General features: G+C 71.4%; 21 protein-coding genes. 13 read left to right on the forward strand and 8 right to left on the reverse strand.

From position 1 onward, the window contains the following. Positions 1 to 6: 6 nt before the first annotated feature. Positions 7 to 2757 carry a PAS domain-containing hybrid sensor histidine kinase/response regulator gene (locus dqs_RS12775; RefSeq protein ID WP_065340720.1) on the reverse strand — a complete coding sequence of 917 codons (2751 nt, stop codon included), beginning with the start codon at positions 2755 to 2757 and terminating at the stop codon, positions 7 to 9. Between the two features lie 359 nt (positions 2758 to 3116). Here dqs_RS12775 and dqs_RS12780 point away from each other — a divergent pair, with 359 nt between their 5' ends. Further along, positions 3117 to 3827: an SDR family oxidoreductase gene (locus dqs_RS12780; RefSeq protein ID WP_065340721.1), complete on the forward strand. Its 711-nt coding sequence runs from the start codon at positions 3117 to 3119 to the stop codon at positions 3825 to 3827. Positions 3828 to 3915: 88 nt separating this feature from the next. Further along, the gene (locus dqs_RS12785; protein ID WP_011766182.1) at positions 3916 to 4356 is read left to right on the forward strand and encodes a GatB/YqeY domain-containing protein; all 441 of its coding nucleotides are present in this window, start codon (positions 3916 to 3918) and stop codon (positions 4354 to 4356) included. Between the two features lie 9 nt (positions 4357 to 4365). On the opposite strand, the gene dqs_RS12790 is transcribed toward dqs_RS12785, so the two are convergent. Continuing rightward, a complete protein-coding gene (locus dqs_RS12790; RefSeq protein WP_065340722.1) occupies positions 4366 to 5007 on the reverse strand; it encodes an FMN-binding negative transcriptional regulator in 642 nt (213 codons plus the stop codon). A gap of 348 nt (positions 5008 to 5355) precedes the next feature. On the opposite strand from dqs_RS12790, the gene dqs_RS12795 reads away from it, so the two are divergent. Beyond that, the gene (locus dqs_RS12795; RefSeq protein ID WP_157108188.1) at positions 5356 to 6030 is read left to right on the forward strand and encodes a YXWGXW repeat-containing protein; all 675 of its coding nucleotides are present in this window, start codon (positions 5356 to 5358) and stop codon (positions 6028 to 6030) included. A gap of 13 nt (positions 6031 to 6043) precedes the next feature. On the opposite strand, the gene dqs_RS12800 is transcribed toward dqs_RS12795, so the two are convergent. From dqs_RS12800 to dqs_RS12815, 4 genes are all read right to left on the reverse strand, one after another. Continuing rightward, positions 6044 to 6484 (reverse strand): response regulator, encoded by a 441-nt coding sequence (locus dqs_RS12800; protein WP_011766185.1) that lies wholly within the window; start codon positions 6482 to 6484, stop codon positions 6044 to 6046. Beyond that, positions 6481 to 8208 carry a sensor histidine kinase gene (locus dqs_RS12805; protein WP_065340724.1) on the reverse strand — a complete coding sequence of 576 codons (1728 nt, stop codon included), beginning with the start codon at positions 8206 to 8208 and terminating at the stop codon, positions 6481 to 6483. Before dqs_RS12805 ends, dqs_RS12800 begins: the two co-directional genes overlap by 4 nt. 2 nt (positions 8209 to 8210) lie before the next feature. After that, entirely contained in the window at positions 8211 to 10679 is a 2469-nt protein-coding gene (locus dqs_RS20985; RefSeq protein WP_065340725.1) for a sensor histidine kinase, read from the reverse strand. A 215-nt stretch (positions 10680 to 10894) separates the two neighbouring features. Then, complete coding sequence (locus dqs_RS12815; protein ID WP_157108189.1) at positions 10895 to 11416, reverse strand: helix-turn-helix transcriptional regulator; 522 nt, start codon at positions 11414 to 11416, stop codon at positions 10895 to 10897. Between the two features lie 452 nt (positions 11417 to 11868). Between dqs_RS12815 and dqs_RS12820 the strand changes: the two genes are divergently transcribed. The 10 genes from dqs_RS12820 (at position 11869) to dqs_RS12865 (ending at position 23622) form a co-directional block, all read left to right on the forward strand. Next, positions 11869 to 13032 carry a hypothetical protein gene (locus dqs_RS12820; RefSeq protein ID WP_065340727.1) on the forward strand — a complete coding sequence of 388 codons (1164 nt, stop codon included), beginning with the start codon at positions 11869 to 11871 and terminating at the stop codon, positions 13030 to 13032. A 23-nt stretch (positions 13033 to 13055) separates the two neighbouring features. Further along, the gene (locus tag dqs_RS12825) at positions 13056 to 14114 is read left to right on the forward strand and encodes a hypothetical protein (RefSeq protein WP_065340728.1); all 1059 of its coding nucleotides are present in this window, start codon (positions 13056 to 13058) and stop codon (positions 14112 to 14114) included. 21 nt (positions 14115 to 14135) lie between these two features. Continuing rightward, positions 14136 to 15446, forward strand: a complete 1311-nt coding sequence (locus dqs_RS12830; protein WP_011766191.1) for a hypothetical protein — start codon at positions 14136 to 14138, stop codon at positions 15444 to 15446. Positions 15447 to 15500: 54 nt separating this feature from the next. Continuing rightward, entirely contained in the window at positions 15501 to 17474 is a 1974-nt protein-coding gene (locus tag dqs_RS12835; RefSeq protein WP_065340729.1) for a hypothetical protein, read from the forward strand. Positions 17475 to 17500: 26 nt separating this feature from the next. Then, on the forward strand, positions 17501 to 18130 hold the full coding sequence (locus tag dqs_RS12840) for a hypothetical protein (RefSeq protein ID WP_065340730.1): 630 nt from the start codon (positions 17501 to 17503) through the stop codon (positions 18128 to 18130). Between the two features lies 1 nt (position 18131). Next, positions 18132 to 19220, forward strand: coding sequence for a hypothetical protein (locus tag dqs_RS12845; RefSeq protein ID WP_065341731.1), 1089 nt, complete (start codon positions 18132 to 18134; stop codon positions 19218 to 19220). A 16-nt stretch (positions 19221 to 19236) separates the two neighbouring features. Beyond that, complete coding sequence (locus dqs_RS12850; protein WP_065340731.1) at positions 19237 to 20226, forward strand: hypothetical protein; 990 nt, start codon at positions 19237 to 19239, stop codon at positions 20224 to 20226. A gap of 18 nt (positions 20227 to 20244) precedes the next feature. Beyond that, positions 20245 to 21012 (forward strand): hypothetical protein, encoded by a 768-nt coding sequence (locus tag dqs_RS12855; protein WP_065340732.1) that lies wholly within the window; start codon positions 20245 to 20247, stop codon positions 21010 to 21012. Beyond that, positions 21009 to 22058, forward strand: a complete 1050-nt coding sequence (locus dqs_RS12860) for a DUF4438 domain-containing protein (protein ID WP_065340733.1) — start codon at positions 21009 to 21011, stop codon at positions 22056 to 22058. Before dqs_RS12855 ends, dqs_RS12860 begins: the two co-directional genes overlap by 4 nt. Positions 22059 to 22218: 160 nt before the next feature. Next, positions 22219 to 23622, forward strand: a complete 1404-nt coding sequence (locus dqs_RS12865; protein ID WP_065340734.1) for an aminotransferase-like domain-containing protein — start codon at positions 22219 to 22221, stop codon at positions 23620 to 23622. Between the two features lie 10 nt (positions 23623 to 23632). Here dqs_RS12865 and dqs_RS12870 read toward each other — a convergent pair whose 3' ends face one another. Both dqs_RS12870 and dqs_RS12875 read right to left on the reverse strand, forming a co-directional pair. Beyond that, a complete protein-coding gene (locus dqs_RS12870) occupies positions 23633 to 24049 on the reverse strand; it encodes a VOC family protein (RefSeq protein WP_011766199.1) in 417 nt (138 codons plus the stop codon). 104 nt (positions 24050 to 24153) lie between these two features. Continuing rightward, positions 24154 to 25275 (reverse strand): alpha-hydroxy acid oxidase, encoded by a 1122-nt coding sequence (locus dqs_RS12875; protein WP_065340735.1) that lies wholly within the window; start codon positions 25273 to 25275, stop codon positions 24154 to 24156. Positions 25276 to 25279 lie beyond the last annotated feature (4 nt).

Below are 25279 nucleotides of genomic sequence, written 5' to 3' on the forward strand. Positions count from 1 at the left end.
GATGCCTCAAGGTTGTGCCGCTGCGCCGGCTTGGCCGACGCCGCGGTTCAGGCAGCGGTCGATCGCCGCGAAGAAGCTGTCGATGACCAGCGGTTTGACGATGTAATCCGCGAATCCGGCGGCCCGCCCGCGTTCGATGTCGCGCGGCAGCGCGTTGGCGGTCACGGCAATCACGGGCACGTGGCGCAGGCGTTCGTCCGCTGCCAGCTCGGCCAGCATCTGGTAGCCGTCCATGCCGGGCATGTTGATGTCGAGCAGGATCAGATCCGGCCGGTGCACCCGCGCCAGCTCCAGCCCCAGCTCGGGCGTGTGGGCGCTCGTCAGCCGGATGTGGGACCGGCGACCGAGCAACTGGGCCACCAGCTTCAGGTTGGCCGGGTTGTCGTCGACGCACAGGATGCGCCGCTCGACCACTTCCGGCGCGGCGCCCGGCTCGACCTCGCCGAGCGGCGCCAGCACCCCGCTTGCGGGATCGTCCAGGAACAGCTCGATCCAGAAGGTCGAGCCCTCGCCGACGCGGCTCTCTGCGCCGATCTCCCCACCCATCAACTCCATCAGCCGGCGGGTGATGGTGAGTCCGATGCCGGTGCCCTCGATCGCGGAGGCCTCGGCGCCCAGCCGTTCGAACGGTTCGAACAGCGCCGCCATGCGCTCGGGGGCAATCCCGGCGCCGGTGTCGCTCACCGACAGCCGCAGCCGGCCCTCTCGGCACTGCGCCGCCAGGCTCACCCGGCCGCCCTCGCGGTTGTACTTCACCGCGTTGGAAAGCAGGTTGAGCAACACCTGCTTCAGCCGGGTGCGATCGGCGCGCACCACCAGCTCGTCCGGCAGCGACATCTCCAGCACGATCGCGCGCGCGGCGGCCAGCGGCTGGATCAGCTGGCGGCAATCGTCCACCGCTTCACGCAGCGCCACCGGCTCCAGCGAGAGGTCGATGCGGCCGGCCTCGATGCGGGCCAGATCGAGCACCTCATTGATCAGGGTCAGCAGGTGCCCGCCGGCCTTCAGGATTTCCGCCACGTTGTCGCGCTGGTCCGCGTTCAGCGTGTCGTCGCACTCCAGCAGCTGGGCAAAGCCGAGTACGGCGTTCATCGGCGTGCGCAGTTCGTGGCTCATGCTCGACAGGAAGTCGGACTTGGCCTGGTTGGCGCGCTCGGCGGTGTCCTTGGCCTCGGCCAGCTCGTTGCGGCGCGCGAGTTCCTCGGTGAAGTCGGTGAAGATGTTGAAGATGTACTGGGTCTGGCCGCGCGCGTCCTTGACGAAGCCGATGTTGCTGAACGAGGTGAACACGGTGCCGTCCTTGCGCCGCATCGGCAGCTGGCCGACCAGCCCGCGGGCGTCCTGGACCATGCCGAAGATCTGCGCCGCGAGCACCCCGCCATCGTCCAGCGGCAGCAGCCTCGCCACCGGCATGCCGGCGATCTCATCATCCTCGTAGCCGAGCAGGCGGGCGTGGGCGCGGTTCTGGTACAGCAGCCGGCCGGTACCGTCGGCAATGCCCACGCACTGGCTGCTGGCGTCGATCACGCGGCGGAACAGCGCCAACCGCTCTTCTGCCGCCTTGCTCTCGGAGATGTCGCTGTGGATGCCGATCAACCGGCGCGCGCGGCCGTCGGGCTCGCGCTCGACCACGGTGCCGCGGCACAGCACCCACTTGTAGCCGCCGTCCTTGCAGTGCAGGCGGTATTCAGTGGAAAAAGTCGGCAGCCGGCCGCCCAGATAATCCATCATCCGCGCCTGCGCGCTGGCGATGTCGGCGGGATGCACGCTGCGCATCCAGGCCTTGACGCTCGGTTCGATCTCGCCCGGCGCGTAGCCGAGCATCGCCTCGTAGTGGCCGGAATACATCATGCGGCCCGAGGCCACATCCCAGTCCCACACCCCGTCGCCGGCGCCTTCCACCGCAAAGCTGAAGCGCGCCTGGGTTTCACGCAGGCGCTGCTCGCTTTCGGCCAGGCTCAGCTCGGCAATCTTGCGCTCGTGGATATCCTGCACCACGCCCAGCATGTGCACCGCGTTGCCCTCGGCATCGCGCGTCACGGCGCCGCGCTCCAGCAGCCAGCGCACCGTGCCGTCCGGCCACACCACGCGGTGCTCCACCTCGTAGGGGCGGTCCTCATCCACCGTGGCCCGCACCGCGGCCAGCACGTGCTCGCGGTCGTCGGGATGGATGGCGGACAGGAAGGCGGCGTAGCGCGTCTCGCGCAGGTCCTCCGGCAGGCCGAACAACGGCGCGATACGTTCGGACCAGAACAGCTCGCCGGTCACCATGTTCCAGTCCCAGGTGCCGATGTTGGCCGCCGCCTGGCCGCGCCGCAGCCGCTCCTCGCTGATCAGCAGGGCCTGCTGCTGCTGCTTGACCGCGGTGATGTCGGTACGGATGGAGATGTACTGCTCGGGGCGGCCGTCCGGCCCGGGAAACGGGACGATGGTGGAGCGAACCCAGTACTCGCTGCCATCCTTGCGCCGGTTGCAGATTTCGCCGTGCCAGGTGCGGCCGCCCGCGATGGTGGCCCAGATGCCGGCATAGAACTCGGCGCCGTGGCGGGTCGATTTCAGCATCCGGTGGTTGCGGCCGAGGAGTTCGTCGCGGCTGTAACCGCTGATTTCGCAGAACAAGGGATTGGCGTCGATGATCCGCCCCGCCGCGTCGGTGACGCTGACGATCGCATGCTGGTCGAGCACGTACGCGAGCCGGGCGAGACTGCGGATCTCGTCCGGCTGGAGCGACTGCAACGGGATCGCCTCGTTTTCCATTCCGCCTACGACTCTGGCACTAATCGATCGCATCTCGGAGAGGCCCGCCTCAAGCCACCGTCCGCGGCTCGATGCGCAACAGTGGCGGGTTATTCAGACTGCATGAGCTTAGCTGAAACCAGTCGCCACGGGTAAATCCCGACCTACTCCGTTGGATGCATGCAGCGCGGAGCATAGCCAGTTTCATGCCATTAGCCACGGGAATGCCGTGGTTTTTTTGCGGAGCAACATGCACTGCAGCACGGCACCCGCAAGAACGCGCGAGTGCGCCAGGCGTCGGCCAACCGGCTGAAACAGCGCCGCCGGATCGTCGCCGCCGGCCCGTGGTCAACCTGCCATGGATCCCACGGAGGCGCGCCATGATGAGTCCGTCCATCGTCGTCATCACCGGCGCCAGCCGCGGCCTCGGCCGCGCCGCGGCGCTGGACCTTGCCGCCCGGCCCGGCTATCTCGTCGTGGCGACGGCCCGCAACGCGGACGATCTCGAATCCCTGCGCACGACCTTGCGCGGCCAGGGTCACGACATCGCGCTGCGCCGCCTCGACGTGACCGACGACACCTCGGTGGATGCCTTCCGCGACTGGCTGGCGCGCCGCTTCGGGCGGGTGGACGTCCTGATCAACAACGCCGGCATCTCGGTGGAGCGCTTCAACGCCAGCGTGCTCGACATGCCGCTCGCGCTGCTGCGCCGCACACTGGAAACCAACCTGTATGGTGCGCTGCGCATGGCGCAGGCGCTGGTGCCGTTGATGCGCGCCAGCACCGCCGGCCGCGTGGTCAATGTCTCGTCCGGCATGGGGCAACTGGCGGAGATGGGCAGCGGCGCGCCGGCCTACCGGATGTCCAAGACCGCGCTCAACGCGCTGACGCGCATCCTGGCGGCGGAGCTGGCCGGCAGCGGGATCAAGGTCAACGCGGTATGCCCCGGCTGGTGCCGTACCGACCTCGGCGGCCCGGACGCGCCGCGTTCGGCCGAGGAAGGCATCGCCACGGTGATCTGGCTCGCCACCCTGCCCGGCGACGGTCCGAACGGCGGCTTTTTCCGCGACGGCGAGGCGATCGCCTGGTAGGCGGGACGCAGGGCGGTGATTTCGCCGATACTATCGGGCTGCCCTGCCCGCCGGCCCCGTGCCGCGGCGCCCTATTCCGGAGAACACCATGAGCCTGCTTGCCCAACTGAAGAAGGACGCGCTGCTCGCGCGCAAAGCCGCCGCGCCGGTGCGCGCCACGCTGCTGAGCACCCTCATCGCCGAGGCCGAGATGGTCGGCAAGAACGCCGGCAACCGCGAAAGCACCGACGACGAGGTGCAGCAGACCATCCGCAAGTTCCTGAAGAACAACCAGGAAGCGATGGCGGTAATCAAGGACGAGGCGCGCCTTGCCACGCTGCGCGAGGAGTCCGCCATCCTCACCGGCTACCTGCCGCCGATGGCCGACGAAGCCGAGGTCAAGGCCTTCATCGCCACCACGGTAGCCGGCCTCGCCGACCGCAGCCCGAAGTCGATGGGCGCCGTGATGGCCGCGCTGAAAGCGAAATACGGCAACGGTTTCGACGCCCGCCAGGCCAACGGCTGGGTTCGCGACGCGCTGGCCGGCTGACCCGCGCGCTCAGCGCGGCGGGGCCGATTCCTCCACCAGACCGGCCATCGCCCGCGCCTGCTCGCGCCCTTCCCCGCGCAGGCCCTCGATCACGCCCGCGCGGTTCGCGGCAGGCTGGTTCTGGCTGGCCTTGGACTTCCCTTCCAGCCGCTGCACTTCAATCTCGATCCCGACCACGGCACGCAACATCGCGTCGATGTAGTCGGACGGTGCATCGTCCAGCGTCCAGGGCTGCGGCCGGGCGCCTTCGTGGGCGGCGGTCAGTTCCGCCAGCATCGAACGCAGCCACGCCGGGTCGTCGATTGCACGCAGGCTGCCGTGCGCATGCACCACGGCGTAGTTCCAGGTCGGCACCGCGCGGCCGTGGTCGCGCTTGGCGGGATACCAGGTGGGCGTCACGTAGGCCTCGGGGCCGGCAAACACCGCGAGCGCCGCAACCCCGTCGACCGCGTTGCGCCAGAGCGGATTTGCGCGTGCCACATGGCCCCGCAGCAGCAGACGGCCATCGCTGGCCATGGCGATGTGCAAGGGAAGATGATCGGCACTCAGGCCGGCCGATGACGTTGTCACCACCGTGGCCAGCGGATGCGCGCGCATCAGCGCGTGCAGTTTCTCCGGGTCCGGCTCGGCAAAGTGCGCTGGAATATACATGGTGATCGCAAGTGGCTGGTTTGGCAGGGCAATATAACCCGTTCGCGCTAGATGAGGTTGCCGCCCCGAGCGCTCGCGGATGCGGAATGACGCATGTGCCCGGCAGATCTTCCGGCTACGACGAAAGGCAGTGATCGCCACTACGAAACGCCGCTTTACAAAGTGTTGGTGGGTGGTAACCGCGCAGGCCTCCCAGCTGCGCTATTAACCGCAGCATCAACCGTCACCCCTCGCGCAGCCGAAGCGAACCCCACCCGCGGAGGGGTCTGGCGGATTGACAATGACGACCTGCCCCGCGTGGGGCGCCTTTTTCTGCCGCGGCCGCGCCGCGGCCCTGCGAGGCCTGGCATGAAGACGCCTTGGATGGACAAACGCCGCAGCTGGGCTCCGGCCCTGCTGGCCGCGCTGCTGCTGGGCGGCTGCGCCGTCGCGCCGTACGACGACGGCTACTACTACGACGACGAGACCGTCATCGTCGCGCCGCCGCCCCGCGTGGAATACCGTGGCTATCCGCCGTCGGTGGATTACATCTGGCTGGACGGCTACTGGTCATGGACCGGCCACCGCCACGAATGGGTGCCGGGGCGCTGGGCCCCGCCGGGGACGCGCTATTACCGCCCGCCGCCGACCCGCAGCTGGCACGACCATGACAACGACCGCTATCGCGACCGCTACCGCGACCGGGAGGACGATCGACGCGAACGCGAGGCCCGCCAGCGCGAATGGGAGCGCGACCGCCGCGAGCGCGAAGCGCGCGAACGCGACCTGCGCGAGCGCGAGCGGCGCGAGGCGCGCGAAGAGCGCCAGGAAAGCGCCAAGCGGCGCGAACTGGAGGAACGCCGCGAACGCGCAGAGCGCCGCGAGCTGGAGAAACGCCGTGAGACGCGCGAACGCGAGCAGCCGCGCGATGTCCTGCGTGACGTGATGCGTGACCGCCCGCCCGACCCCGACCGCCGTTCGCCTCAGGACCGCTCCCGCCAACATCGCGAGCAGATGGAGCGCGACCGCGACAACCAGCTCTGAGCCGGCCCGCGGCTCAGGCGTTGGGCGGCTGGTTCGTCAGCACCCAGTAGGCGCCCAGCCGCGCCACGGTTTCGGCGAACTCACCGAACTCCAGCGGCTTGCGCACGAAACTGTTGGCGCCGTTTTCGTAGCTGCTGTGGCGGTCGCGATCCTCGTCGGACGAGGTCAGGATCACCACCGGCATCAGCCGGGTCTGCGGACGCGCGCGCAAGGCCGCCAGCACCTCCAGGCCCGACAGGCGCGGCAGACCGATGTCGAGCAGCACCACCGCCGGCAGCGGCGCGCCGGCGCGCGCGGCGAATTCGCCTTCGCCGAACAGGTAGTCCAGCGCCTGCTGGCCGTCGCGCACCACGTCGACGCCGTTGGCCACATTGATCTTCTTCAGCGCACGCAGGATCAGCATTTCATCCTGGGCGTTGTCTTCCACCAGCAGAATCGGGCTCTGGGTCGTCATGACTTGTCTCCGCTGCCGTTCGAGTCCGGCAGATAGATGCAGAAGGTCGCACCCTCGCCCGGAGCGCCCCGGGCCTCGATGTCGCCGCCGTGGCGGCGCAGGATGCGTTGAACGGTGGCCAGTCCGATGCCCAGCCCCTGGAACTCGTCCTCGCGGTGCAGCCGCTGGAAGGGATTGAACAGGCGCTGCGCGTGCGCCATGTCGAATCCGACCCCATTGTCGCTGATGTAGATCCGGCGAAAACCGGGGCCGGCCTCGCCGCTCAGCCGGATCACCGCGGGGTTGCGCCCGCGGGTGAACTTCCACGCATTGTCGATCAGGTGCAGCACCGCGAGTTGCAGCATCTCCGGATCGCCATGGACCACCAGTCCGGGCTCCACCTCGATTTGCAGTCGCCGTTCGGGCTCCGCCTCCCGCAGATCGGCCATGCGCCGCAAAGCCAGCGCCGAGAGGTCGATCTCTGTGCGCGTCAGGCCTTTTCCGGTGGAGCGCAACAGCGCCAGGATGCCGTTCAGCATGTCGCCCATGCGGCTTCCGGCCCGCTGGATCTGCATCAGTTCGTCGCGTGCCTCCGCGTTCAGGCGCTCGGCGTGCCCTTCCAGCAGCAGCCGGGCAAAGCCATTGATGGCACGCAGCGGCGCGCGCAGGTTGTGCGTGAGCGCGTACGCGAGGTCTTCCAGCTCGCGGTTGGCGGATTGCAGTTCGGCGGTGCGCTCCCCCACGCGGCGCTCCAGGTCGGCATTGAGATCGCGGATTTCCGCTTCGGCACGCTTGCGCTCGGTGATTTCGTGGCCGATGCCGAACACGCCCACGGCGCGCCCCTGGTCGTCGAGCACCGGGCCCTTGGTCACCAGGAACGCCAACGGCCGGCCGCCGCGGGTGGTGAGCTGCTCCTCCAGCGTTCGGGTCTGCCTCTCCAGCATGATCTCGCGGTCGTTCTTCATCACCTTGGCAGCCGAATCGCCATCCAGCAGCGCGGTGTCGTCCTGCCCCAGCAGCACCCGCCCCTCGTCCCCGGCATAGCTGGCCATCGCCGCGTTGGCCAGCAGATAGCGGCCCCGCGTGTCCTTGACGAAAATCGCGTCCGACGTGCCGGAGATGATGGTGTCGAGCAGGCGGCGGTGCACTTCCACGCGCGCAATCGAGCGCCGCAGCACCTCGCTGAGCAGGCACACCGCCAGCCCGCTCGCCACCAGCAAGCCCCAGTCGAGCACGTCGCCGTAGGCGTTGACCAGCACATGGCGCGCCACCGGCAGCATCGGGTAGGCCACGCCCACCGCGGCCACCAGCGTGGCGAGCAGGCCGGGGCCGGCGCCGCCGAACAGCGCGCTCAGCGTGATCGGCAGCATGAACAGCACCAGCATCGGGCTGGCGGGATAGAGGTCGAGCAGGCGCTCACGCACCACCAGAATGATGAGTGAAGCCGCGCCGGCGAACAGATAGGTCACCCAGCGCGGCACCGTGTCGGGCGACAGGCCGGCGGTCAGTGCATCCAGCAGCGTCGCACCCTCGCCCGCCGTGCCCGGCGGCACCGCGCGCAACATCAGGCCCACCCCCACCGAGCTGGCAACGACGTAGAAAACGCCCTTCGCGCTCGACAGCCACATCACCTGCTCGACGTCGGCGAGCGCGGCGATGACGCGGTCGGAGATCAGGATCCAGGCCAGCGTCAGCACGGCATAGGCAGCCGTGGCCTGCAGGATGAAGCGCCGCCGCGGACTCATGTTCAGCGCCTTCCGTCGCGCGGCGTCAGTGTCAGGCAGAAGCGCGCGCCGCCGCCCGGATGGCCCTCGGCGCGGATCTCGCCGCCATGGCGGCGGACGATGCGCTGCACGGTGGCAAGGCCGATGCCGATACCGGGAAATTCGTCCTGCCGGTGCAGGCGGCGGAAGGGCTTGAACAGCTGTTCGGCGTAGGCCATGTCGAAACCGGCACCGTTATCGACGACACAGAAGCCGGGCAGGCCGTCGACCTCCGCGTACTCCACGGCGATACGCGGCTCCGGGCTCTTGCCGGTGTATTTCCACGCGTTGCCGAGCAGGTTGCGCAGCGCCGCCTCCACCATGCGCGCGTCGCCGCGGGTGCGCAGCCCCGGCGCCACCTCCACCTGTACGGCACGATCCGGGTCCACCCGCGCGAGGTCAGCGAGGATCGCGCCGGCCATGGACGAGACGTCGATGTCGTCACGATGCAGTTCGCCGCCGGTGCTGCGCGACAGCTCCATGATGCCCTCGATCAGGTCGTTCATCTTGCGGCTCGCGAGAATGATCTGGTCGAGGAAGCCGTGCCCGTCGGCGTCCAGGCGGTCGCCGTAATCCTCCAGCAGCGCCTGGGCAAAGCCGCTCATCGCGCGCAGCGGCGAGCGCAGGTCGTGCGACACCGCGTAGGCGAAGCTGTCCAGTTCCTTGTTGGCGGCGGTCAGCTCGGCGGTGCGCGCCTCCACGCGTTGCTCCAGGCTGGCGTTGAGTTCGCGCAGCGCGGCGGCGGTTTCCATGCGCTCGGTGATGTCCTGCACGGTGCCCTTCAGTTCGACGATCACGCCGTTGGCGTCGCGCACCGGCTGCCCGCGCACCGTCGCCCAGCAGTGCGAGCCGTCCTCCCGCACGAACTCCACGTCGCATTCGTAGCCTTCGCCGGTTTCCAGCGAACGCTCGACAGCGGCGTTCAGGCGCTCCCAGCTCTCGGCACTGCACTGGCGCGAGACCTCCTCGTAGGGCAGCGGGCCCTTGGCCGGGTCGCGCCCATACACGCGGTAGATTTCGTCCGCCCAGACCTGCTGGTTGGTCCGCAGGTCCCACGACCAGTTGCCCAGCCCCGCCAGCCGCTGGGCCTCGCGCAGCGTCTGTTCGCGCGCCAGCAATGCGGCTTCGGCCTCCTTGCGGCGCTGGATGTCCTCGATCACCGAGATGAAGTAATCCGGCGCACCGTCGTCGTCGCGCACCAGCGACACGGTGAGGTTGACCCACACCAGTCTGCCGTCGGCGCGGCGATAGCGTTTTTCCATCGAATACGTGCTGATTTTGCCGGCCAGCACCTGTTTCATCTGCGCCAGATCCAGATCGAGGTCGTCCGGGTGGGTGATGTCCTGGAAGGAGGTCTGCAGCAGGTCGTCCCGCGCATAGCCGACGATGTCGCACAGCCGCTGGTTCACCCGCTGCCAGTGGCCTTCGGGCGACACCAGCGCCAGCCCCACGGCGGCCTGGTCGAAGGTGGCACGGAAGCGCCGTTCGCTGTCCTCCAGCGCCACCGCCACGGCGCGCCGCTCGGCGTCGGAATCGGCCAGCAGGCGCGCCACCGCCTCGAATTCGCGGATGTGCAGCGCCGGGCGCTGGGCGCTGCGCGCCCGCGCAAGCGTCTCCACCTCCGCGCTCAGCCGGCGGCTGGCGGCGCGTCCGCCGAGCGCGCCCGCCACCACCGCGCCCACAATCACCGCCAGCAGCAGCGACGCGGCCTGGATCACCGGGGCGTGGTATTCACGCCGCGGGATGTCGAGCACCACGCGCCAGCCGGAATATTCCGAACTGGCCTCGAAGCTGCGCCCGCCGGCGATCTCGTCGGCCTCCAGTTCCTCGCCCACCTTCGCGATCGGTTCGCCGGTGCTGTCGGCCAGCATCAACGCCCAGCCCTGCGGCAGCGACACCTGCTCGATGCGCTGCTGGAACATCGCCGCCTCGACGACGGTCAGCAGCACGAAGCGCGGCCGGCCGTTGTCCATGCTCGGCACCGCGATCGCCACCACGCGGTTGCCACTGAACGGGCTGACGAACAGGTCGCCCACCGCGGGCTGGCCGGTCTCCACCGCGGTGGGCGCCGCCGCGCGGCCGCGCGGGCGTGGCAGGCGCGGCAACTCGCTGCCATAGGGTACGCGGGTGTTGAACAGCATCTGCATCTGCAGGTCGGCCTGGATCACCTCGCCGCCGAAGCTGTGCTTGAGGCCCTCGGCCTCGCGGTACAGGGCCGAGCGCTGGGCCGGGTCGTCCGCCAGCGGCGAGTGCGCCAGCACCGTCAGCGCGCCGATCCGCGCACGCACGGTCTGGTCGATTGCAGTCATGAAGTTGCGCGCGAGGTTGGCCGCCTCGCGGTCGCGGTTCTCCCGCGTTTCGCGCAGCGATGCCAGCGCGAGCCAGGCCGCGAGGACGATCAGCGGCAGCATCGAGGCCCACATCAGGCGGGTGAGAAAGCTCTGGAGACGCATCACCACCCTGCGTCCCCGGCTGGCGCCCGTCCATGCCGTGTAAATGTTTCAGGCAGCATTCCCTGGTCTTCCCCCTCGTCCGCGAGCGCGCACCGATGAGCCAGATGGATCATTCCACCACTGCTGCGGTGCTGCACAGACGGGATTTCCCTTAAGCCGATGACATGGACAGGCGAGCAAACGGCGAGCCCGGGTCGCGCCACCCGCCGCCGGCGCTATTCCTCGCCGGCGTCTACCTGCTTGAGCGCCTGCATGTAGCAGCACGCCATCGCCGCCCGCGAGCGCACGCCCAGCTTGGCGTAGACCGACTTGAGGTAGGAGCGCACGGTGAATTCGCTGATGTGCAGGCGGTCGGCGATCTGCTTGGTGAGGTAGCCCATGCACGCGAACTGCACCACCTGCAGCTCGCGGCTGGTCAGCAGTTCGCGGATGTCGGCCGGCGCCGGCGGACGCTTGCCGGGTGAAGGTCGCGGCCGCGGCGGCGCCTCGGCCACCACCGCGTAACGGTGGCCCTGGAAGTCGAAATGGGCGATCTCGTCCTTCACGTAGGTCAACCGCACGCCCTTGCCGCCGGGCGAAACCTGGTGGCCCGGCACGCAGCCGTCCACCCTCAGCACCCGGCAGCGGCGGCCGGCGAGTTCCAGATGGGCCACCAGCTCGGCTTCGGCCGCGACGCCGGGCGCCGCATCCGTCGCCGGCGCGGCGCCTGCGCCGGAGCCGGGACTGCTCAACGACACCAGCTGTCCCCGAATACGCAGGGTCCCGCCGGCGCTCGGCGAGCGCAGTGTGCTTGCATGGAATCTCCCTCTGTCGGCGGCCTCCGACCACGCCACGCACGGGCAGGTGCCTGCACCTGCGCCGCGGTCGGAATTCCCCGGTCATAGGCGTCCGGACGGCCCTGATTCGTTGTGGCACCTGCTCCCGGCGAATTCAAGGCTGCGCGTCCCCCCAACTCGGACTCGCCCGAACGGGCGAGTGCCGGCGCGCGCCTGCGTTGATCCCGCTCCTTCGGCGCCTGCGCAAACCCCCTGCCGCGGCGGAACGCGTACCGCCGTGCCGCCCCCTCCGCGCCACCGGCAACGGACGATTTCGAGCCGCGCCGGCGCCACCTAGAGTGGGTTCGTAGCCGCCGCCAGCGCGGCTGCCGCGCCGCCGGACCAGCCGGCGGCACTGTCAGCGGAGACGCGCCATGAACGACCCATTCGACACCGACCTGATGGACGAGGCCGCCGCGACCGACGACGCGCTGCTGGGTGATTACGCCGGCGAGGCGCTTGCCGGCTTCGACGAAGCCGGCAGCGACTATGGCGGCGACGAGGCGGAGGCCGACCTGTTCGGCGACGGCACGCCCGGCGCGGACCCGTTCGCCGGCGACAGCGCAAGCGACGGCACCGACGCGATGGCCGACGAAGCTGAAGGCGCCGACGACACGGCGCTATGGGACGCCTTCGAAGACGAGATTGCCGACGGCCTGGATGCCGGCGACGACGATGAATTCCTCGGCCGCCTGCTCGGCGGGCTGGGCCGCGCCGCCAGCGTGGTGGGCCGCGGCCTCGGCACCGCCGGTGCGGGCGCGGGCGCAGTGCGCAACATCGCCCGCCGCGCCGGCGCGGTGGCGGGCCAGGTGGGCCGCGTGGCCGGCGCCGTATCACCCGCCGCGGCGGCGGCAGCGCGCCTGGCACGCATGCTCGGCGCGCCCGGTGCCGCCGCGGCGCTGGGCCAGGCGGGCCGGGTCGCGCAAGGCGTCGGCCGCGCGACGGGGCATGCACGCGGACTGTCCGGCTCGCTCGGGCAGGCCGCGGGCGGTGCGCAAGGGCTGTTCGGCCAGCTCAGCCAGCTGCTCGGGCAGAACCTCGGCGCCGACGACGCCTTCGACGCGGTTGCCGATCTCTACCTGGAAGACGGCGTCGACGAGGCCCTGCCGGCGGCGGTCGCGCTTGCGGCGCGGGCCGCAGCGCGCGGGCTGGGCTTTCGCAACGTCGCCCAGCTGACGCACGCCGGGCGGCGCGCGCTGGTGCGCGGCGTGGCCTCTGCCGCGCGCGAACTGGTGCGGGCGCGCGGGCCGCAGGCGGTGCGCGCGCTGCCCGGTCTCGCGCGCTCTGCTGCGCGGGTCGCGCAGCGCCGCGTCGCCACGCCGCAACAGGCCGCCCAGGTGGTGCGCCGCGGGCTGCCGCAGACGGCGCGCCGCGTCGCCCGCAACCCCGGAATGGTGCGGCGCCTCGCGCAGCAGCGCCCGCCCGCCCCGCTATCGCGGCCGACCCACCTCGGCCACGGCATCCCCAGCGCGCGCCTCGTCCCCGGGCGCCGCTACCACATCAGTGGGCCGGCCACGCTCACGATCACCCCCCGCTGACCCGGGACCGCAAGGAGCACACCATGGACCGATTCGACACCGACGTGATGGACGACCTGTTCGACGAGGCCGCCGAAGGCCCGGCACGACATGCCGACGACTATGACGACTACGAGGACGCCAGTGACGACTGGGACGGCGGCGACGAAGGCGACGAGTTCACCGGCCGCATCGCCGGCGGCCCCGCTGCCTATGACGACTACGACGAGGACATGGGCATCGACGCGATCGACGACTACGAGGGCATGGACGAGTGGGACGCGGGCGACGACGCCGGCGACTACGACGGCTACGACAGCATCGACGCGCTCGACGACGCGGTGGCCGATGCGCTCGACGCCGCCGACGGCGACGAGTTCTTCCGCCGCCTGCGCCGGCTCGCGAGCGGCGCCATGAACGTGGCCCGCCAGGTCGGCCGCGGCGTGGGCGCGGCGGCGCGCGTGATCGGCCCGATCGCCAGCGCGCTGCCAATTCCGCAGGCACAGATGATCGGCCGCCTCGCCAATGTCGCCGGCCGCCTGCTTGCCGACGGCGCGGACGAGTTCGAAGCCTTCGACGAACTGGTCGATGGGCTGGATGACGACGCGATCGACGCCGCTGCGCCGGTACTTGCCGGCATGGTGATCCGCCGCGCGGTGCCGCAGGTGGCGCGCGCCGCCGCCCCGGTGCGCCGCGCCGCGGTGCGCAGCGTGGCGCAGGCCGTGCGCACCGCGGCACGGCGCCAGGGGCCGCCCGCCGCACGCGCCGTGGCGCGCGCGGTGACCGCCACCCGGCGCGTGGTGCAGGGCCGCGGCTTGCCGCCCCGCGCCGCCGCCCGCGTGGTGCAGCGCGCGGCCCGCCAGGTTGCGCGCCAGCCCCAGGCGGTGCGCCGGCTGGCGCGGCCGCTGGTGCCGGCAGCACGCCGCGTGACGCCGCGCGGCCAGGCTGCGCAGGTGGTGGCACGCACCGTGGCACCGGCCGCCCGCCGCGCGCTCGCGGCCACGGCCCCGCGTCGCGTCGCGGTGGGCGGCGGCGCCTGCCCGCACTGCCGCCGCCGCATCACGGTGCGCGGGCCGGTGACGATCACCGTGCGGCCGCGTTGAGCACGCGCCAGGGAGCCGGACATGGACCTGCGGCGCTTTCTTCAGGCGAAGATCACCGGGCTGTCGGCGCGCCTGAGCCGGCTCGCCCGGATCGACAACGCCTTTGTCGGCCTGCGTCCGCAGGACATGCCCTACGCGCCATCGCCGCGCCATTTCGAGGCGGCCAACGCGCGGCTGGCCCGCGTCGAAGCCCGCATCCGCGCCCGTTTCGCGCCGCTGCGGCGCGACTGGCACGAGCGCCCGCCGCAGCGGGTGCTGATCGACATCGCGCTGGTGGAGCGCGAGCTGGACCGCGCGCGCCGCCTGTTCGGCATGTTCTACGAGGTCTTCGCCCAGCGCGGCACCAGCTATGGCCCGGCGCTGGCCGCCCACGACGTGATCGCGCAGGACTGCTACCAAGCGGTGCGCAAGGCCGCGCCGCGCATCTTCGACGGGCCGCTGCTCAAGCCGGTGTGCTACATGGAGCACGGCTATTCGCCGGCGACGATGCGGCGCGGCGTGCAGCTCACCCGCCTGCTCGGCGAGGCCAACCCCTTCCCGCTGATCCGCATCCCGTGGGACCGCGACCAGCCCTGGCAGTCGGTCTTCCTGCACGAGGTCGCGCACAACCTGCAGGCCGATCTCGGCATCTGGCAGGAGAACCGCCAGGCGGTGCTGCGGCGCGTGATGGGCGACACCCGCGACCCCTTCCTGACCACGGTGTACGGCCGCTGGCACAAGGAAATCTTCGCCGACCTCGCCGCGATCCTGCTCGGCGGACCGGCCGCCGCGTGGGGCATGACCGACTTCCTCGCCCATCCGCAGCCGCGCACGATGACCTACCGCCCCGGCGGCGCGCACCCCACTGCCTACCTGCGGGTCTATCTGCTGGCCGAGATGCTGCGCCGGCTCGGTTTCGACCGCCACGGCACCCGGCTGCTGCGGGTCTGGCAGGGGCTCTACCGCCCCGCGCGCGGACACCGCATTCCCGCCGCGCTGATGCAGAGCGCGCCGCGCGTGGTGCCGGCGATCGTGGATGAAATCGCTTTCCAGACCCGGCGCAACCTCGCCCAGCGCGCGCTGGCGGACATCATCCCGTTCAGCGCCGCGGACGAAGCCGCGATCCGCGCCGGCGCGCGCCAGCTGGCGCAGGAGCGCGACCCCGGCCTGCCGCCGCGCCACCTGGTCAGCGCCGCCCACTACGCCCTGGAAGCGCACCGGACCGACCCGCAGCGGCTCGCGCGCTGCGTGATCGAGATCCTGAACGCGGGCATCCGCGACAGCGCCGCACGCGCGGCTCCGCGCAACGCACCGCCCCCCGCGCCCCGGCCGCCATTGCGGCTGGTGGCCTGACCGCCCCGCGCCGCCCGCTTCACCGACCGAACCGCCACCCGAGAGGACGCGAACATGACCCCGACCGCCCCCGCCATCAGCCCCTACGGCGCCACCGCCGCCAACGCGGCCGGCACCGCCGTTGCCAGCAGCGGCGACCGCCAGCGCCAGGCCATCGACAACCTGATCCGGCGCGAACTCAAGGTGGGCGACCCGCGCGACCCGCAGCAGATCGCCCAGGCGCTGCGCGACCGCTACCGCGGCGACCTGCGCGCGCAGGCGATCGAGGGCGAGGCCCGCGGCCTGCCCTTCCTGCAGACGCCACAGGCCCGCAGCGGCGAGCTGCCGCCGCCGCAAGCCACCCACATCGACCTCCAGCAGGCCACCGACGACGTGCGGCAGGACCTGCAGATGCTGATCAGCGACAACCTCACCAAGGACATCCGCCCCGAACTCGAAGGCTGGCAGCAGGTGATCCAGCGCTCGATCGACGAAGGCGTGGCCGCGGCGCGCTACGGGCTGGACCCGCACCGGCGCGACACCGCCTTCGCGATGCGCCGCCAGCTTGGCGACTACGCCCGGCTGTCGCGCCTGATCGGCGCGCTGACCCCGGCGCTGAACCGCAGCTTCCGCAACCTCGCCACCAGCCTGGACGAGGCCGCCGCGGTGATCCTGGTGCTGATGGGCGAATCCATCGCCAACCTCGGCTTTGCCGGCGGCCGCTTCCTGCTGCAAGCGCCCTACAGCGAACTGCAGGCACGCCGCGACGCGGTGCTGAACGCGCTGCGCCAGGTGGACGGCCTCGCGGCGATGGCATCGGCCGGCGGCAACTGGCCGCGCGGGCTGCGCGCCTACCGCCAGCTCAGCACGGTGCTGGAAGCGCGCGGCCAGGGCGACCTGCGCGCGCTGATGAACGAGGCCGAACTCGCCCGCACCATGGACGAGCTGATCCAGCTCGCCGGCGGCGGCGCGCCCACCGGATTGCGCGCGGTCGGCGCCACCGCCTGGGCGCCGCTCAACCGCCTGCAACGCTTCGTGCAGACCACGCTGCGCCAGGTGGCCCCGGCCTCGCACGAACTCGCCACGCTGCACGAGGCGCTGATGCTCTTCCTCGACGGCTTCGTCGCCGGCGGCGGCTTCCGCCTGCTGCGGGTCGCGCGGCCCACGGTGCTCAACTACGGGCTGTACGGCGCCGCCACCGTGTCCGCGGCCGAGCGCCGCCTGATCGAACTGGTGAACCGGCGCGGCACGCTCGCCCGCCTGCTCGACTGCCTGACCCAGTGCACCTGCGACGACAACCATGTGCTGACCCAGATCGTGCTCGACAAGCTGCTGTTCACGCTGGACCGCGCGATCGACTACTACTGCGTGGGCGATGCCGACCTCGGCCTGCCGGAGACGCGCGCCGCCGCCTTCAGCCACCTGATCGACGCGCTGCTGCCGGCCAACGCACTGAACTACCCGGCGCCCACCGGCGGGCTGCCGCTCTATCCGTGGAACCCGACGCCGGGCGGCGGGCCGCTCAACCGCCCCGCCTTCCTTGCCCCGCTCGCCGACAACGGCCTGATCGCCAACGAGCTCAACGCGGTGCGCGCCCTGCTGCGGCCGGTGCCGCCCAACCCCAACGCCGGCGCGCTGCCCAACCCCTATCCGCAGCAGGAATGGTGGACCACCACCGAGGCCACCTACCTCAACAGCCTCAACAACAACCTCGCCTGGCTGGGCGGCGCCCCCACGCCGCAGCGCTTCGCCACCGTGCTGCACGACGAGCTGTGCCTGCAGCGCCAGACCGACGAGCAGTGGCGCCCGGTGGTGGAACAGATGACCAGCGGCTGCGTGAGCGCCGCGCGCGTGTTCGACGACGCCTTGCCGGCCTTCTCGCCGGGCGTGCTGTACCAGCTGGGCGACCGCGCGCTCGACTACTTTGCCCAGGCCACCGCCGCGCTGCCGCTCGATCAGCAGGTGCCGTTCGGCTGCTACGTGCCCGATCCGCGCATGCCGCGCCACCTCGAAGAGTCGCTGGACGACATCGTCGCCTGGCTGCCGTAAGCAGATCCGCGCCAAGGAGAACGACCATGCTGAACAAGTCCGCCGGCTTCGGCACCCTGCCACCGCCCGTCAGCCGCCCGAGTGCCGTCGGGCCCGCTTTCCGCGCACTGGCGGCGCTGGACCGCCCGTTCGACCCCGCCCAGCCGCGCGGCGGCGTCCCCTTCAGCGCGCTGGAGCAGGCAACGCTCGCGCTCGCCACGCTGGCACCGCTAGCGGCGCTGCCCGCCAGGGTCGATGCCCTCGGCGACAAGGCCGCCGCCGGGCTGGTCGCACTGGTCCAGCGCATCGAGCTGCTCACCGACGCGGTCAGCCGCATCAACCCCGCGCCGACCACCCCGCCCACGACCGTGTCCAACCTCGCGTTCCGGGTGCTCGCGCGCGTCGGCCAGGTGCGCGACGCGCTGTGCGATCTCGACCAGCCCACGCTCAAGAGCATCAACGAACGCCTGCAGCGCGAGCGCGAGGCCGACAGCACGGTGGAACTTCAGCGCCTGCTCGAAGCGGCCCACAGCTCGCTGCTGGCGGACTTCACCCGCCAGTTCCGCAAGCTGGACAACCGCGACTTCGAGCCCGAACGCCGCGCACGGGTAGCCGAACTGGTGGCCTTCGAATGGCGGGCGATGACCGAGCTGCAGGATGCGCCGCAAGGAGCGTGACATGAACTTCCAGACCACCGAAACCATCCAGCGCCTGTGGGAGACCTTCCTCAACGAGCAGCTGGCGTCGCTGCCACCCGAGCAGCGCGACGCCGCGGCGATGCAGTTCGAGCAACGCTTCGGCGAGCTGATGGCCAAGAACGGCGCCGACGGCGATGGCGGCTTCTTCGACCTCATCGGCCTCGGCCCCAACGGCGGCGCCGGCTTCGACGCGATCGGCTACCCGCACGTGCAGCCGGACTTCGACGACTCCGTGGTGCCCAGCCAGCTCCACGCCGCGGCCGAGCTGTACTTCATCTACCAGCACGAACGCATGAAGGTGTTCCAGGTGGTGGATGTGCTGCTGCGCCTGTTCCGGCTCGGCAAGATGCGCATCCAGCGCGGCCCCGGCGCGCGCGGGCTGTACCTGCTGCAGAAGTGGCAGCCGCTGCGCTACTCGGTGCGCGACCGCATGGTCGCCTACCGCCGCGCCTTCAACTACGGCACCGCGCAGGCGCCGGCGGGCGCGGTGGTGAACCGCAACTTCCACCGCCAGCTGGTCGGCTTCATGGTCGCGCTCGGGCAGTACTTCCGCGACCTGCTGATCGGCGAGGTGATCCGCGGCGGGCAACTGATCGACCAGCGCCCCTTCGGCAGCGTCGCCACCGTGCAGCGCATCGGGCTGGACCTGCGCTACGCCCTCGACCGCTCCACCTACGGCAACATCTTCGCGCTGGCGATGGAGGCCGGGCACTACCTCAAGTCGGTGCTGCAGTTGCTGGACGCACCCGACATCAAGAAGGCCTTCGACGCCAACACCAAGTGGGACGTCATCGAGATTGTCTCCAACCGCTACCTCGGCGGGGTCGCCGAGCCCTCGCAGCGCGCCAAGATGGCGGAGAGCGGGCGCCGCATCCTGCAGTTCGTCGCCGACAACGACTTCCGCACCGCGATCGACCCCATCCTGTTCCAGAGCGTGGTGCGGCCGATGGGGGCGCATGCCGAAGCCTGGCTGGCCGCCTACCGGATGACGCCCGAAGGCCGCGGTTTCCCCGGCGTGACGCCGGCGCTGCGCGGCGTGCTCGGCGTGCCGCAGCCGGCCAGCGTGTAAACCGGCGGAGGCAGCCATGGGCGCGGACGACTTCCAGGTGACGGTGCGCAGGAAGAAGCTCACCTGCGTGCTCGATCCCGCGCTGGTGCTCGGCTCGCCCTTCGGCCTGATGTTCGCGCTGCGGCTGGCGCAGGTGGTGGAACCCTGGCTGACGCGCGCCTTCTGGCAGTTGATCGACGCCAGCGAGCTGCTGCTGCCGCGGCTGGCCGCCGCGCCCGCCGCACAGGCGCCGCTGCAGCCGCTGGCGCCGGTGCTGCGCGCGTGGATCGCGCTGCGCGACGTGACCGACGCCGGCTCGTGGCGCTTTCGCTGGATCGGCGACAAACTGGCCGACTCCCAGTTGCAGGACGCAGCCGATGCGGGCCTGCTGCGCCGCTACGAGGCGCTGGCCGAAGCCGCGTTGCGGCGCAATCCGCCTGCCAGCGTCGGCCGTCTTGCCTGGCCGCCGGCCTGGGACCCGCTCGAAACCAGCCTCGACACCCTGGCGGTATCGGCCGCGCTCGATGGCGCGCTGGTGCTGACCGCCGAAGTGGGCGACGCGGCGCCGTGGCCGGTGCAGGCGCTGGGCCGCATCGGCGCCACCGTCAACGCCCTGCAGCCGATGCCGGCGGAATCGCTGTTCGCCCACGAACGCGCGCTGCTGCGCGACGCGCTCGCCGCCGCCGGGCTGGCCGGCGTGGCCCAGCAACTGCCGCGGCTGGTGGCGCTGCATCTGAGCCTGCCGCAACCGGCCGACGCGCTGCTGCCCGCTTTCGACGGCGCGGACGACCCCGGCGGCCGCCCCGCCGCGCCTGCGGAGGGCAGCCCCTACCCCGGCCTTCACCCCGGCCTCGCAAGCTACCCCGCCGGGCCCGAAGCGGGCGACCACGACGCCGGCTACGGCGACGCGGACCTGGCCGGCTACGCCACCGCCACCCTCGCCATCGCCGAAGCCCCCGCCGCGCCCGCCCCGGCCGCGCCGCCCGACCCGTGGGACGCCGCGCGCGGCTGGTGGTACTACGTCTGACCGCCGCAGGAGTTCGCCATGCGCCCCGCCCTCGCCCGCAGCGTCGATGCTTTCAGCGACCACGTCATCGAAGACCTGGTGCGCGCCTGGGGCCGTGCCGACGACGCCGACCCGGCATGGCGCAACGCCTGCACCCCGGCCGACAACGCCCGCATGCGGGCGCGCTGCGCGCAGGCCGCCCAGCTGGAAAACCTCGCCCGCCGCGGCCTGCCGGTGGACCCGGTGCGGCTCAACAACGCGCGCGGCATGTGCGCACAGATGGTGCTCGGCCAGCGCTTCTGCCTCGGGCGCCGCGGGCGCCGCCAGGGCGCGGACGTGCGGGTCGAATTCCGCACCCTGCCCGCGCGCCGCGACAGCACCCGGCCCGACGTGCTGCCGCGCTTCAACCTCGGCCCGGCGAGCGGCGCGCCGCGCAGCGTGGTCGAGAGCAAGTACGTGCACCTGCCGGGCGTGATGCGCGGCGGGCGGCTCGATGCGAGCGCGCTCGCGCGCCGCGTGCAGGCCGACATCGAAAGCCTGCGCCGCCAGCGCGACGAACTGGGCGGCAGCGGTGCCCGCCCCGGCCTGCCGCGCCGCATCCGGGTGGTCTTCCAGCTGGGCGGGCTGCCGCCCTCGCTGCCGGGCCGCCTTGCGCTGCTGCACAGCGCCGCCGCGGTGGTGCGCAACACCGCGCGCGCGCTCGGCCAGGACGCCGCCGCGGTCGATTTCGAGACCTATCGCGCCGAGGTGATGAACCAGCGCCTGCGCGGCGGCCAGCCCTTTCTCGCGGGGGGAGGCTGGCGATGAGCACCCGCCCCGCCCCCTCCGCCGCGCGCGGCCCGCGCATCAACGGCGACGAGTTGGTCGCGGTCAGCGTGCTCGGCCAGATCGCCCATCCGGTGGGCCGCGCCAGCGCCTACCGGGTGGGCTACGACGGCACCCCGCGCGTACTGCCGGGCACCGGCGGCATCGTGCTCAACCGCCGCATCGGCGACCTCTGCGTGGGACTGGCGGGCGACCACATCGAGCCCGGCGTGGCATTGCACAACAACAGCCGCGAAGTGGTGGGCCCGCGCGACGGCCCCAACACCGCGCTGATGACCTATGCCTGCGTCGGCAACCTCGCCGAGGTGGTCAGCGGCCCCTGCGCCGGCCGCCGCGGGCTGGTCACCGGCAAGCACGGGGGCATCAACCATGTGCTGGTGGATTTTCCCACCGCGGTGCTGCAGCGCCTGCGCATCGGCGACCGCGTGCAGATCGTCTCCTGCGGCCTCGGCCTGCGCCTGCCGGAGCACCCCTGCGTGGAGGTGCTGAACTGCGCCCCCGCGCTGCTGCGGCGCTGGGGACTGGACACGCGCGACGGCGCATTGCGGGTGCCGGTAACCCACCTGGTACCGGCACGGCTGATGGGCTCCGGCCTGGGCAAGAACACCGCGTGGCGTGGCGACTACGACATCCAGCTCGCAGATGCCGCGACGCGTGCGCGCTACCGCCTGGGCAGCCTGCGTTTCGGCGACCTCGTCGCGATCATCGACGCCGACACCCGCCGCGGCCCGCTGTACCGCACGGGCCGGGTCACCATCGGCGTGATCGTGCACGGCGACAGCACGGTGAGCGGCCACGGCCCCGGCGTCACCCCGCTGCTGACCGGCCCCGCCTCGGCGCTGCGCCCGCGCCACGCGCCGGACGCGAACCTCGCCGCACTGTTCGACATCCGCCCGCCGGCCGCGGCGCGCGAACGCGCAACGCTGGTGGAGCGGACCCGGCTGCCGCGGGCGGAACCGCGCCCGCTCGCGCGCCCCCGCGAGCAGCCCGCCATCCCGCACGACCGCCCGGCGCGGAGCGCGTACTAGGTCCGCCGGGCCGCGGCCCCGAGGCTCCGGCAGGCGTTTGCCGCCGCGGCATCCGTGGCGGTCGATCGCGATCCGCCCCACCGCCGCCGCGCGCACCCCTGCAATCCGCTGCCGGCTGCGCTACCCTCGCCGCTCCCGCCGCCGTTCCACGCCCCGCCTCATGAAGCTTTACGACCGCCTCGTCCTCGACATCGAACAGCGCATCCGCGACGGCGTGCTGCGCGCCGGGGAACGGCTGCCCTCGGTGCGGCGCGCGTGCGAGGCGCAGCGGCTCAGCCCATCCACCGTGCTGCGCGCGTATTACCTGCTGGAGAGCCGCGGGCTGATCGAGGCGCGGCCGCAGTCCGGCTACTACGTGCGCAGCCGCCCGGTGGGCACGCTGGCCGAGCCGGACATGAGTCGGCCGCAGGCCGCCAGCCGCGCGCTGGCGGTGAGCGACTTCATCTTCGAGATCCTCGACGCGGTGAAGGACCCGGCGGTGGTGCCGCTCGGTTCCAGCTTCGCCAGCCCGGCGCTGTTTCCGCTCGACAAGCTGGCGCGCTGCCTGGCGGCCGCGGCGCGCCACATGGACCCGCGCGCCACCGTCACCGACCTGCCGCCCGGCAACGACGAGCTGCGCCGCCAGATCGCGCTGCGCTATCTCGCCGCCGGCGCCACCGTCTCGCCCGGCGAGATCGTCGTGACCTCGGGTGCGATGGAAGCGCTCAACCTGTCGCTTGAGGCCACCACCCAGCCGGGCGACCTGGTGGCCATCGAGTCGCCCACCTTTCACGCCATCCTGCAGATGATCGAGCGCCGCGGCCTCAAGGTGATCGAGCTGCCCACCCACCCGCGCGACGGCGTCGACCTGCCGGCGCTGGAGGCCGCGCTCGCCACCCAGCCGGTGAAGGCCTGCATGCTGATGCTGAACTTCCAGCATCCCACCGGCGCCTGCGTGCCCGACGCGTCGCGTCCGGCGCTGCTCGACCTGCTGCGCCGCCATCAAGTGCCGCTGATCGAGGACGACACCTATGCCGAGCTGCATTTCGACCGCCAGCCGCCGCTGCCGACCAAGGCGCTGGACGACGACGGGCTGGTGCTGCACGTATCGGGTTTTTCCAAGAGCCTCGCGCCAGGCTACCGGCTGGGCTGGGTCGCGGCCGGGCGCTACGCGCAGAAGGTGCAGCGGCTGAAGCTGTCGGCCAGCCTCGCGACCACCATTCCGGTACAGATCGCGATCGCCGACTTCCTGCGCCAGGGCGCGTTCGACGCCCACCTGCGCCGCCTGCGCAGCGCGCTGGAAATCCAGGAGGCGGCGCTCGCGGCGGCGGTGGAGCGCCATTTCCCCGCCGGCACGCGGCTGACCCGACCGCGCGGCGGCTACTTCTCGTGGGTGGAGCTGCCCGCCGGCACCGACGCGCTGGCGCTGCACCGGCGCGCGCTGGACGAAGGCATCAGCATCGCGCCGGGGCCGATCTTTTCCGCCGGGCGCGAGTACGCCAACTTCATCCGCCTCAACTTCGGCCACCCGTGGAGCGGGGAGATCGAGCGCGCGATGCGCCGGCTGGGAGAACTGGCGCGCTGAAGCGGCGGATTCACGCGGCCGGAGCGGCGCTCTCCCCCTCCGGCTCCATGTACACCAGTTCCCACAGGTGCCCGTCCAGGTCTTCAAAGCCGTGCTCGTACATGAAGCCGTGGTCCTTCGCCGGCTTCAGCGTGCGCCCGCCGCCGGCCACCGCGGCGGCCACCAGCTCATCCACCCGCGCGCGGCTCTCCACCCCCAGGCACATCAGCACCTCGGTGGTGGCGCGCGCATCGGCCACCGGACGCGGGGTGAAGGTCTGGAAGAAAGGCTCGACCAGCAGCATCACGTAGATCCCGTCGCTCACCACCATGCAGGTGGCGTTGTCGTCGGTGAAGCGCGCATCGAAGCCGAAACCCAGCCGCTCGAAGAACGCGATCGTGCGCTGAAGGTCCTTGACCGCGAGATTCACAAAAATCTGCATCGCCATGGCCGCTGCTCCCGGGAAGTGTCGGACTCCTTGAGTCTAGGCGGTGGATTTCACCCTGATCGACCCATTTCCGTTCGACCTGGGGCCGGCCTTCGCAACCCACCTCACGGTCGCCACCCGGTGGCCAGTTCGTCAATGCGCCGTCGTCCCATCAGGATCATGGTCCGTTCCAGGTCCTCCCGCAGCCAGTCGAACACCCGGTCCACGCCGGCCTCGCCGGCGGCGGCCAGACCGTACAGAACGGGACGACCGAGGAACACCGCCTTCGCCCCTCTGCCGAGCGCCTTCGCCACATCCTCGCCGGAGCGGAATCCGCCATCCACGAACACGGGAACCGCGCCATCGACGCGCTCGACCACCAGCGGCAGGGCCTCGATCGCGGCGGGGGCCGACTGCAGCTGCCGGCCGCCGTGGTTGGACACCACGATGCCGTCCGCGCCTTCGGCGACCGCCCGCGCGGCGTCGTCCGGGTGCAGCACGCCCTTGACCACGACCGGCCCCTTCCAGTGGGCCCGTACCCAGCTCAGGCTCTCCCACGCCAGCGTCCTGTCCATCGTGCGATTGAGCAGTGCGGCCTGCACCTGGGCCGAAGCCGCGGTATCCGGGTGTTCGCTGAGGTTGGCGAAATTCGGGAACCGCCGCCCCGCGAACTGCAATATCCAGCGCGGATGACGGGCGAGATCGAGGGCGGTCATCAGGCCCGGCCGGAACGGCAGCCGGAAACCGTTGCGGATATCGCGCTTCCGATACCCGTTTACAGGCACATCCACCGTCAGCACCAGTACCCGGTAGCCGGCGTCCCAACCGCGCCGCATGATCTGCTCCGCGATCGAACGGTCGCCCATCACGTACAGCTGCAACCAGCGGAGCCCATCCGCCTGCCTTGCCACCTCCTCGAGGCGCGTATTGGATGCGGTGGACAGACTAAAGGGAACGCCGGCGCGCGCCGCTGCGCGCGCGATCAGGATGTCGCCGTCGGGCCGGAGCAGTCCGTTAAACCCGGTCGGCGCGACGGCAAATGGCAGGCGCCAGCGCTCACCGAATACTTCGATCGAGGTATCGATCCCGGAGGTGTCGCGCAGCACGCTCGGCCACAGCCTGATGTTGCGCAGCGCGGCGAGGTTCTCCTGCAGACAGGTTTCATCCCCTGCCCCGCCCTCCAGAAAATCGAATACGAACCGGGGCAGGAAGCGCCGCGCCTGCCGGCGCAAGTCATCGATATCCATTCAT

The sequence above is a fragment of the Azoarcus olearius genome, assembly GCF_001682385.1.
GTDB classification, from domain to species: domain Bacteria; phylum Pseudomonadota; class Gammaproteobacteria; order Burkholderiales; family Rhodocyclaceae; genus Azoarcus; species Azoarcus olearius.

What these genes read in the sequence shown, in the direction of transcription:
- dqs_RS12775 (WP_065340720.1), bottom strand. Translation starts at nt 2,757, where the DNA reads ATGGAAAACGAGGCGATCCCGTTGCAGTCGCTCCAGCCGGACGAGATC.
- dqs_RS12780 (WP_065340721.1), top strand. Translation starts at nt 3,117, where the DNA reads ATGATGAGTCCGTCCATCGTCGTCATCACCGGCGCCAGCCGCGGCCTC.
- dqs_RS12785 (WP_011766182.1), top strand. Translation starts at nt 3,916, where the DNA reads ATGAGCCTGCTTGCCCAACTGAAGAAGGACGCGCTGCTCGCGCGCAAA.
- dqs_RS12790 (WP_065340722.1), bottom strand. Translation starts at nt 5,007, where the DNA reads ATGTATATTCCAGCGCACTTTGCCGAGCCGGACCCGGAGAAACTGCAC.
- dqs_RS12795 (WP_157108188.1), top strand. Translation starts at nt 5,356, where the DNA reads ATGAAGACGCCTTGGATGGACAAACGCCGCAGCTGGGCTCCGGCCCTG.
- dqs_RS12800 (WP_011766185.1), bottom strand. Translation starts at nt 6,484, where the DNA reads ATGACGACCCAGAGCCCGATTCTGCTGGTGGAAGACAACGCCCAGGAT.
- dqs_RS12805 (WP_065340724.1), bottom strand. Translation starts at nt 8,208, where the DNA reads ATGAGTCCGCGGCGGCGCTTCATCCTGCAGGCCACGGCTGCCTATGCC.
- dqs_RS20985 (WP_065340725.1), bottom strand. Translation starts at nt 10,679, where the DNA reads ATGCGTCTCCAGAGCTTTCTCACCCGCCTGATGTGGGCCTCGATGCTG.
- dqs_RS12820 (WP_065340727.1), top strand. Translation starts at nt 11,869, where the DNA reads ATGAACGACCCATTCGACACCGACCTGATGGACGAGGCCGCCGCGACC.
- dqs_RS12825 (WP_065340728.1), top strand. Translation starts at nt 13,056, where the DNA reads ATGGACCGATTCGACACCGACGTGATGGACGACCTGTTCGACGAGGCC.
- dqs_RS12830 (WP_011766191.1), top strand. Translation starts at nt 14,136, where the DNA reads ATGGACCTGCGGCGCTTTCTTCAGGCGAAGATCACCGGGCTGTCGGCG.
- dqs_RS12835 (WP_065340729.1), top strand. Translation starts at nt 15,501, where the DNA reads ATGACCCCGACCGCCCCCGCCATCAGCCCCTACGGCGCCACCGCCGCC.
- dqs_RS12840 (WP_065340730.1), top strand. Translation starts at nt 17,501, where the DNA reads ATGCTGAACAAGTCCGCCGGCTTCGGCACCCTGCCACCGCCCGTCAGC.
- dqs_RS12845 (WP_065341731.1), top strand. Translation starts at nt 18,132, where the DNA reads ATGAACTTCCAGACCACCGAAACCATCCAGCGCCTGTGGGAGACCTTC.
- dqs_RS12850 (WP_065340731.1), top strand. Translation starts at nt 19,237, where the DNA reads ATGGGCGCGGACGACTTCCAGGTGACGGTGCGCAGGAAGAAGCTCACC.
- dqs_RS12855 (WP_065340732.1), top strand. Translation starts at nt 20,245, where the DNA reads ATGCGCCCCGCCCTCGCCCGCAGCGTCGATGCTTTCAGCGACCACGTC.
- dqs_RS12860 (WP_065340733.1), top strand. Translation starts at nt 21,009, where the DNA reads ATGAGCACCCGCCCCGCCCCCTCCGCCGCGCGCGGCCCGCGCATCAAC.
- dqs_RS12865 (WP_065340734.1), top strand. Translation starts at nt 22,219, where the DNA reads ATGAAGCTTTACGACCGCCTCGTCCTCGACATCGAACAGCGCATCCGC.
- dqs_RS12870 (WP_011766199.1), bottom strand. Translation starts at nt 24,049, where the DNA reads ATGGCGATGCAGATTTTTGTGAATCTCGCGGTCAAGGACCTTCAGCGC.
- dqs_RS12875 (WP_065340735.1), bottom strand. Translation starts at nt 25,275, where the DNA reads ATGGATATCGATGACTTGCGCCGGCAGGCGCGGCGCTTCCTGCCCCGG.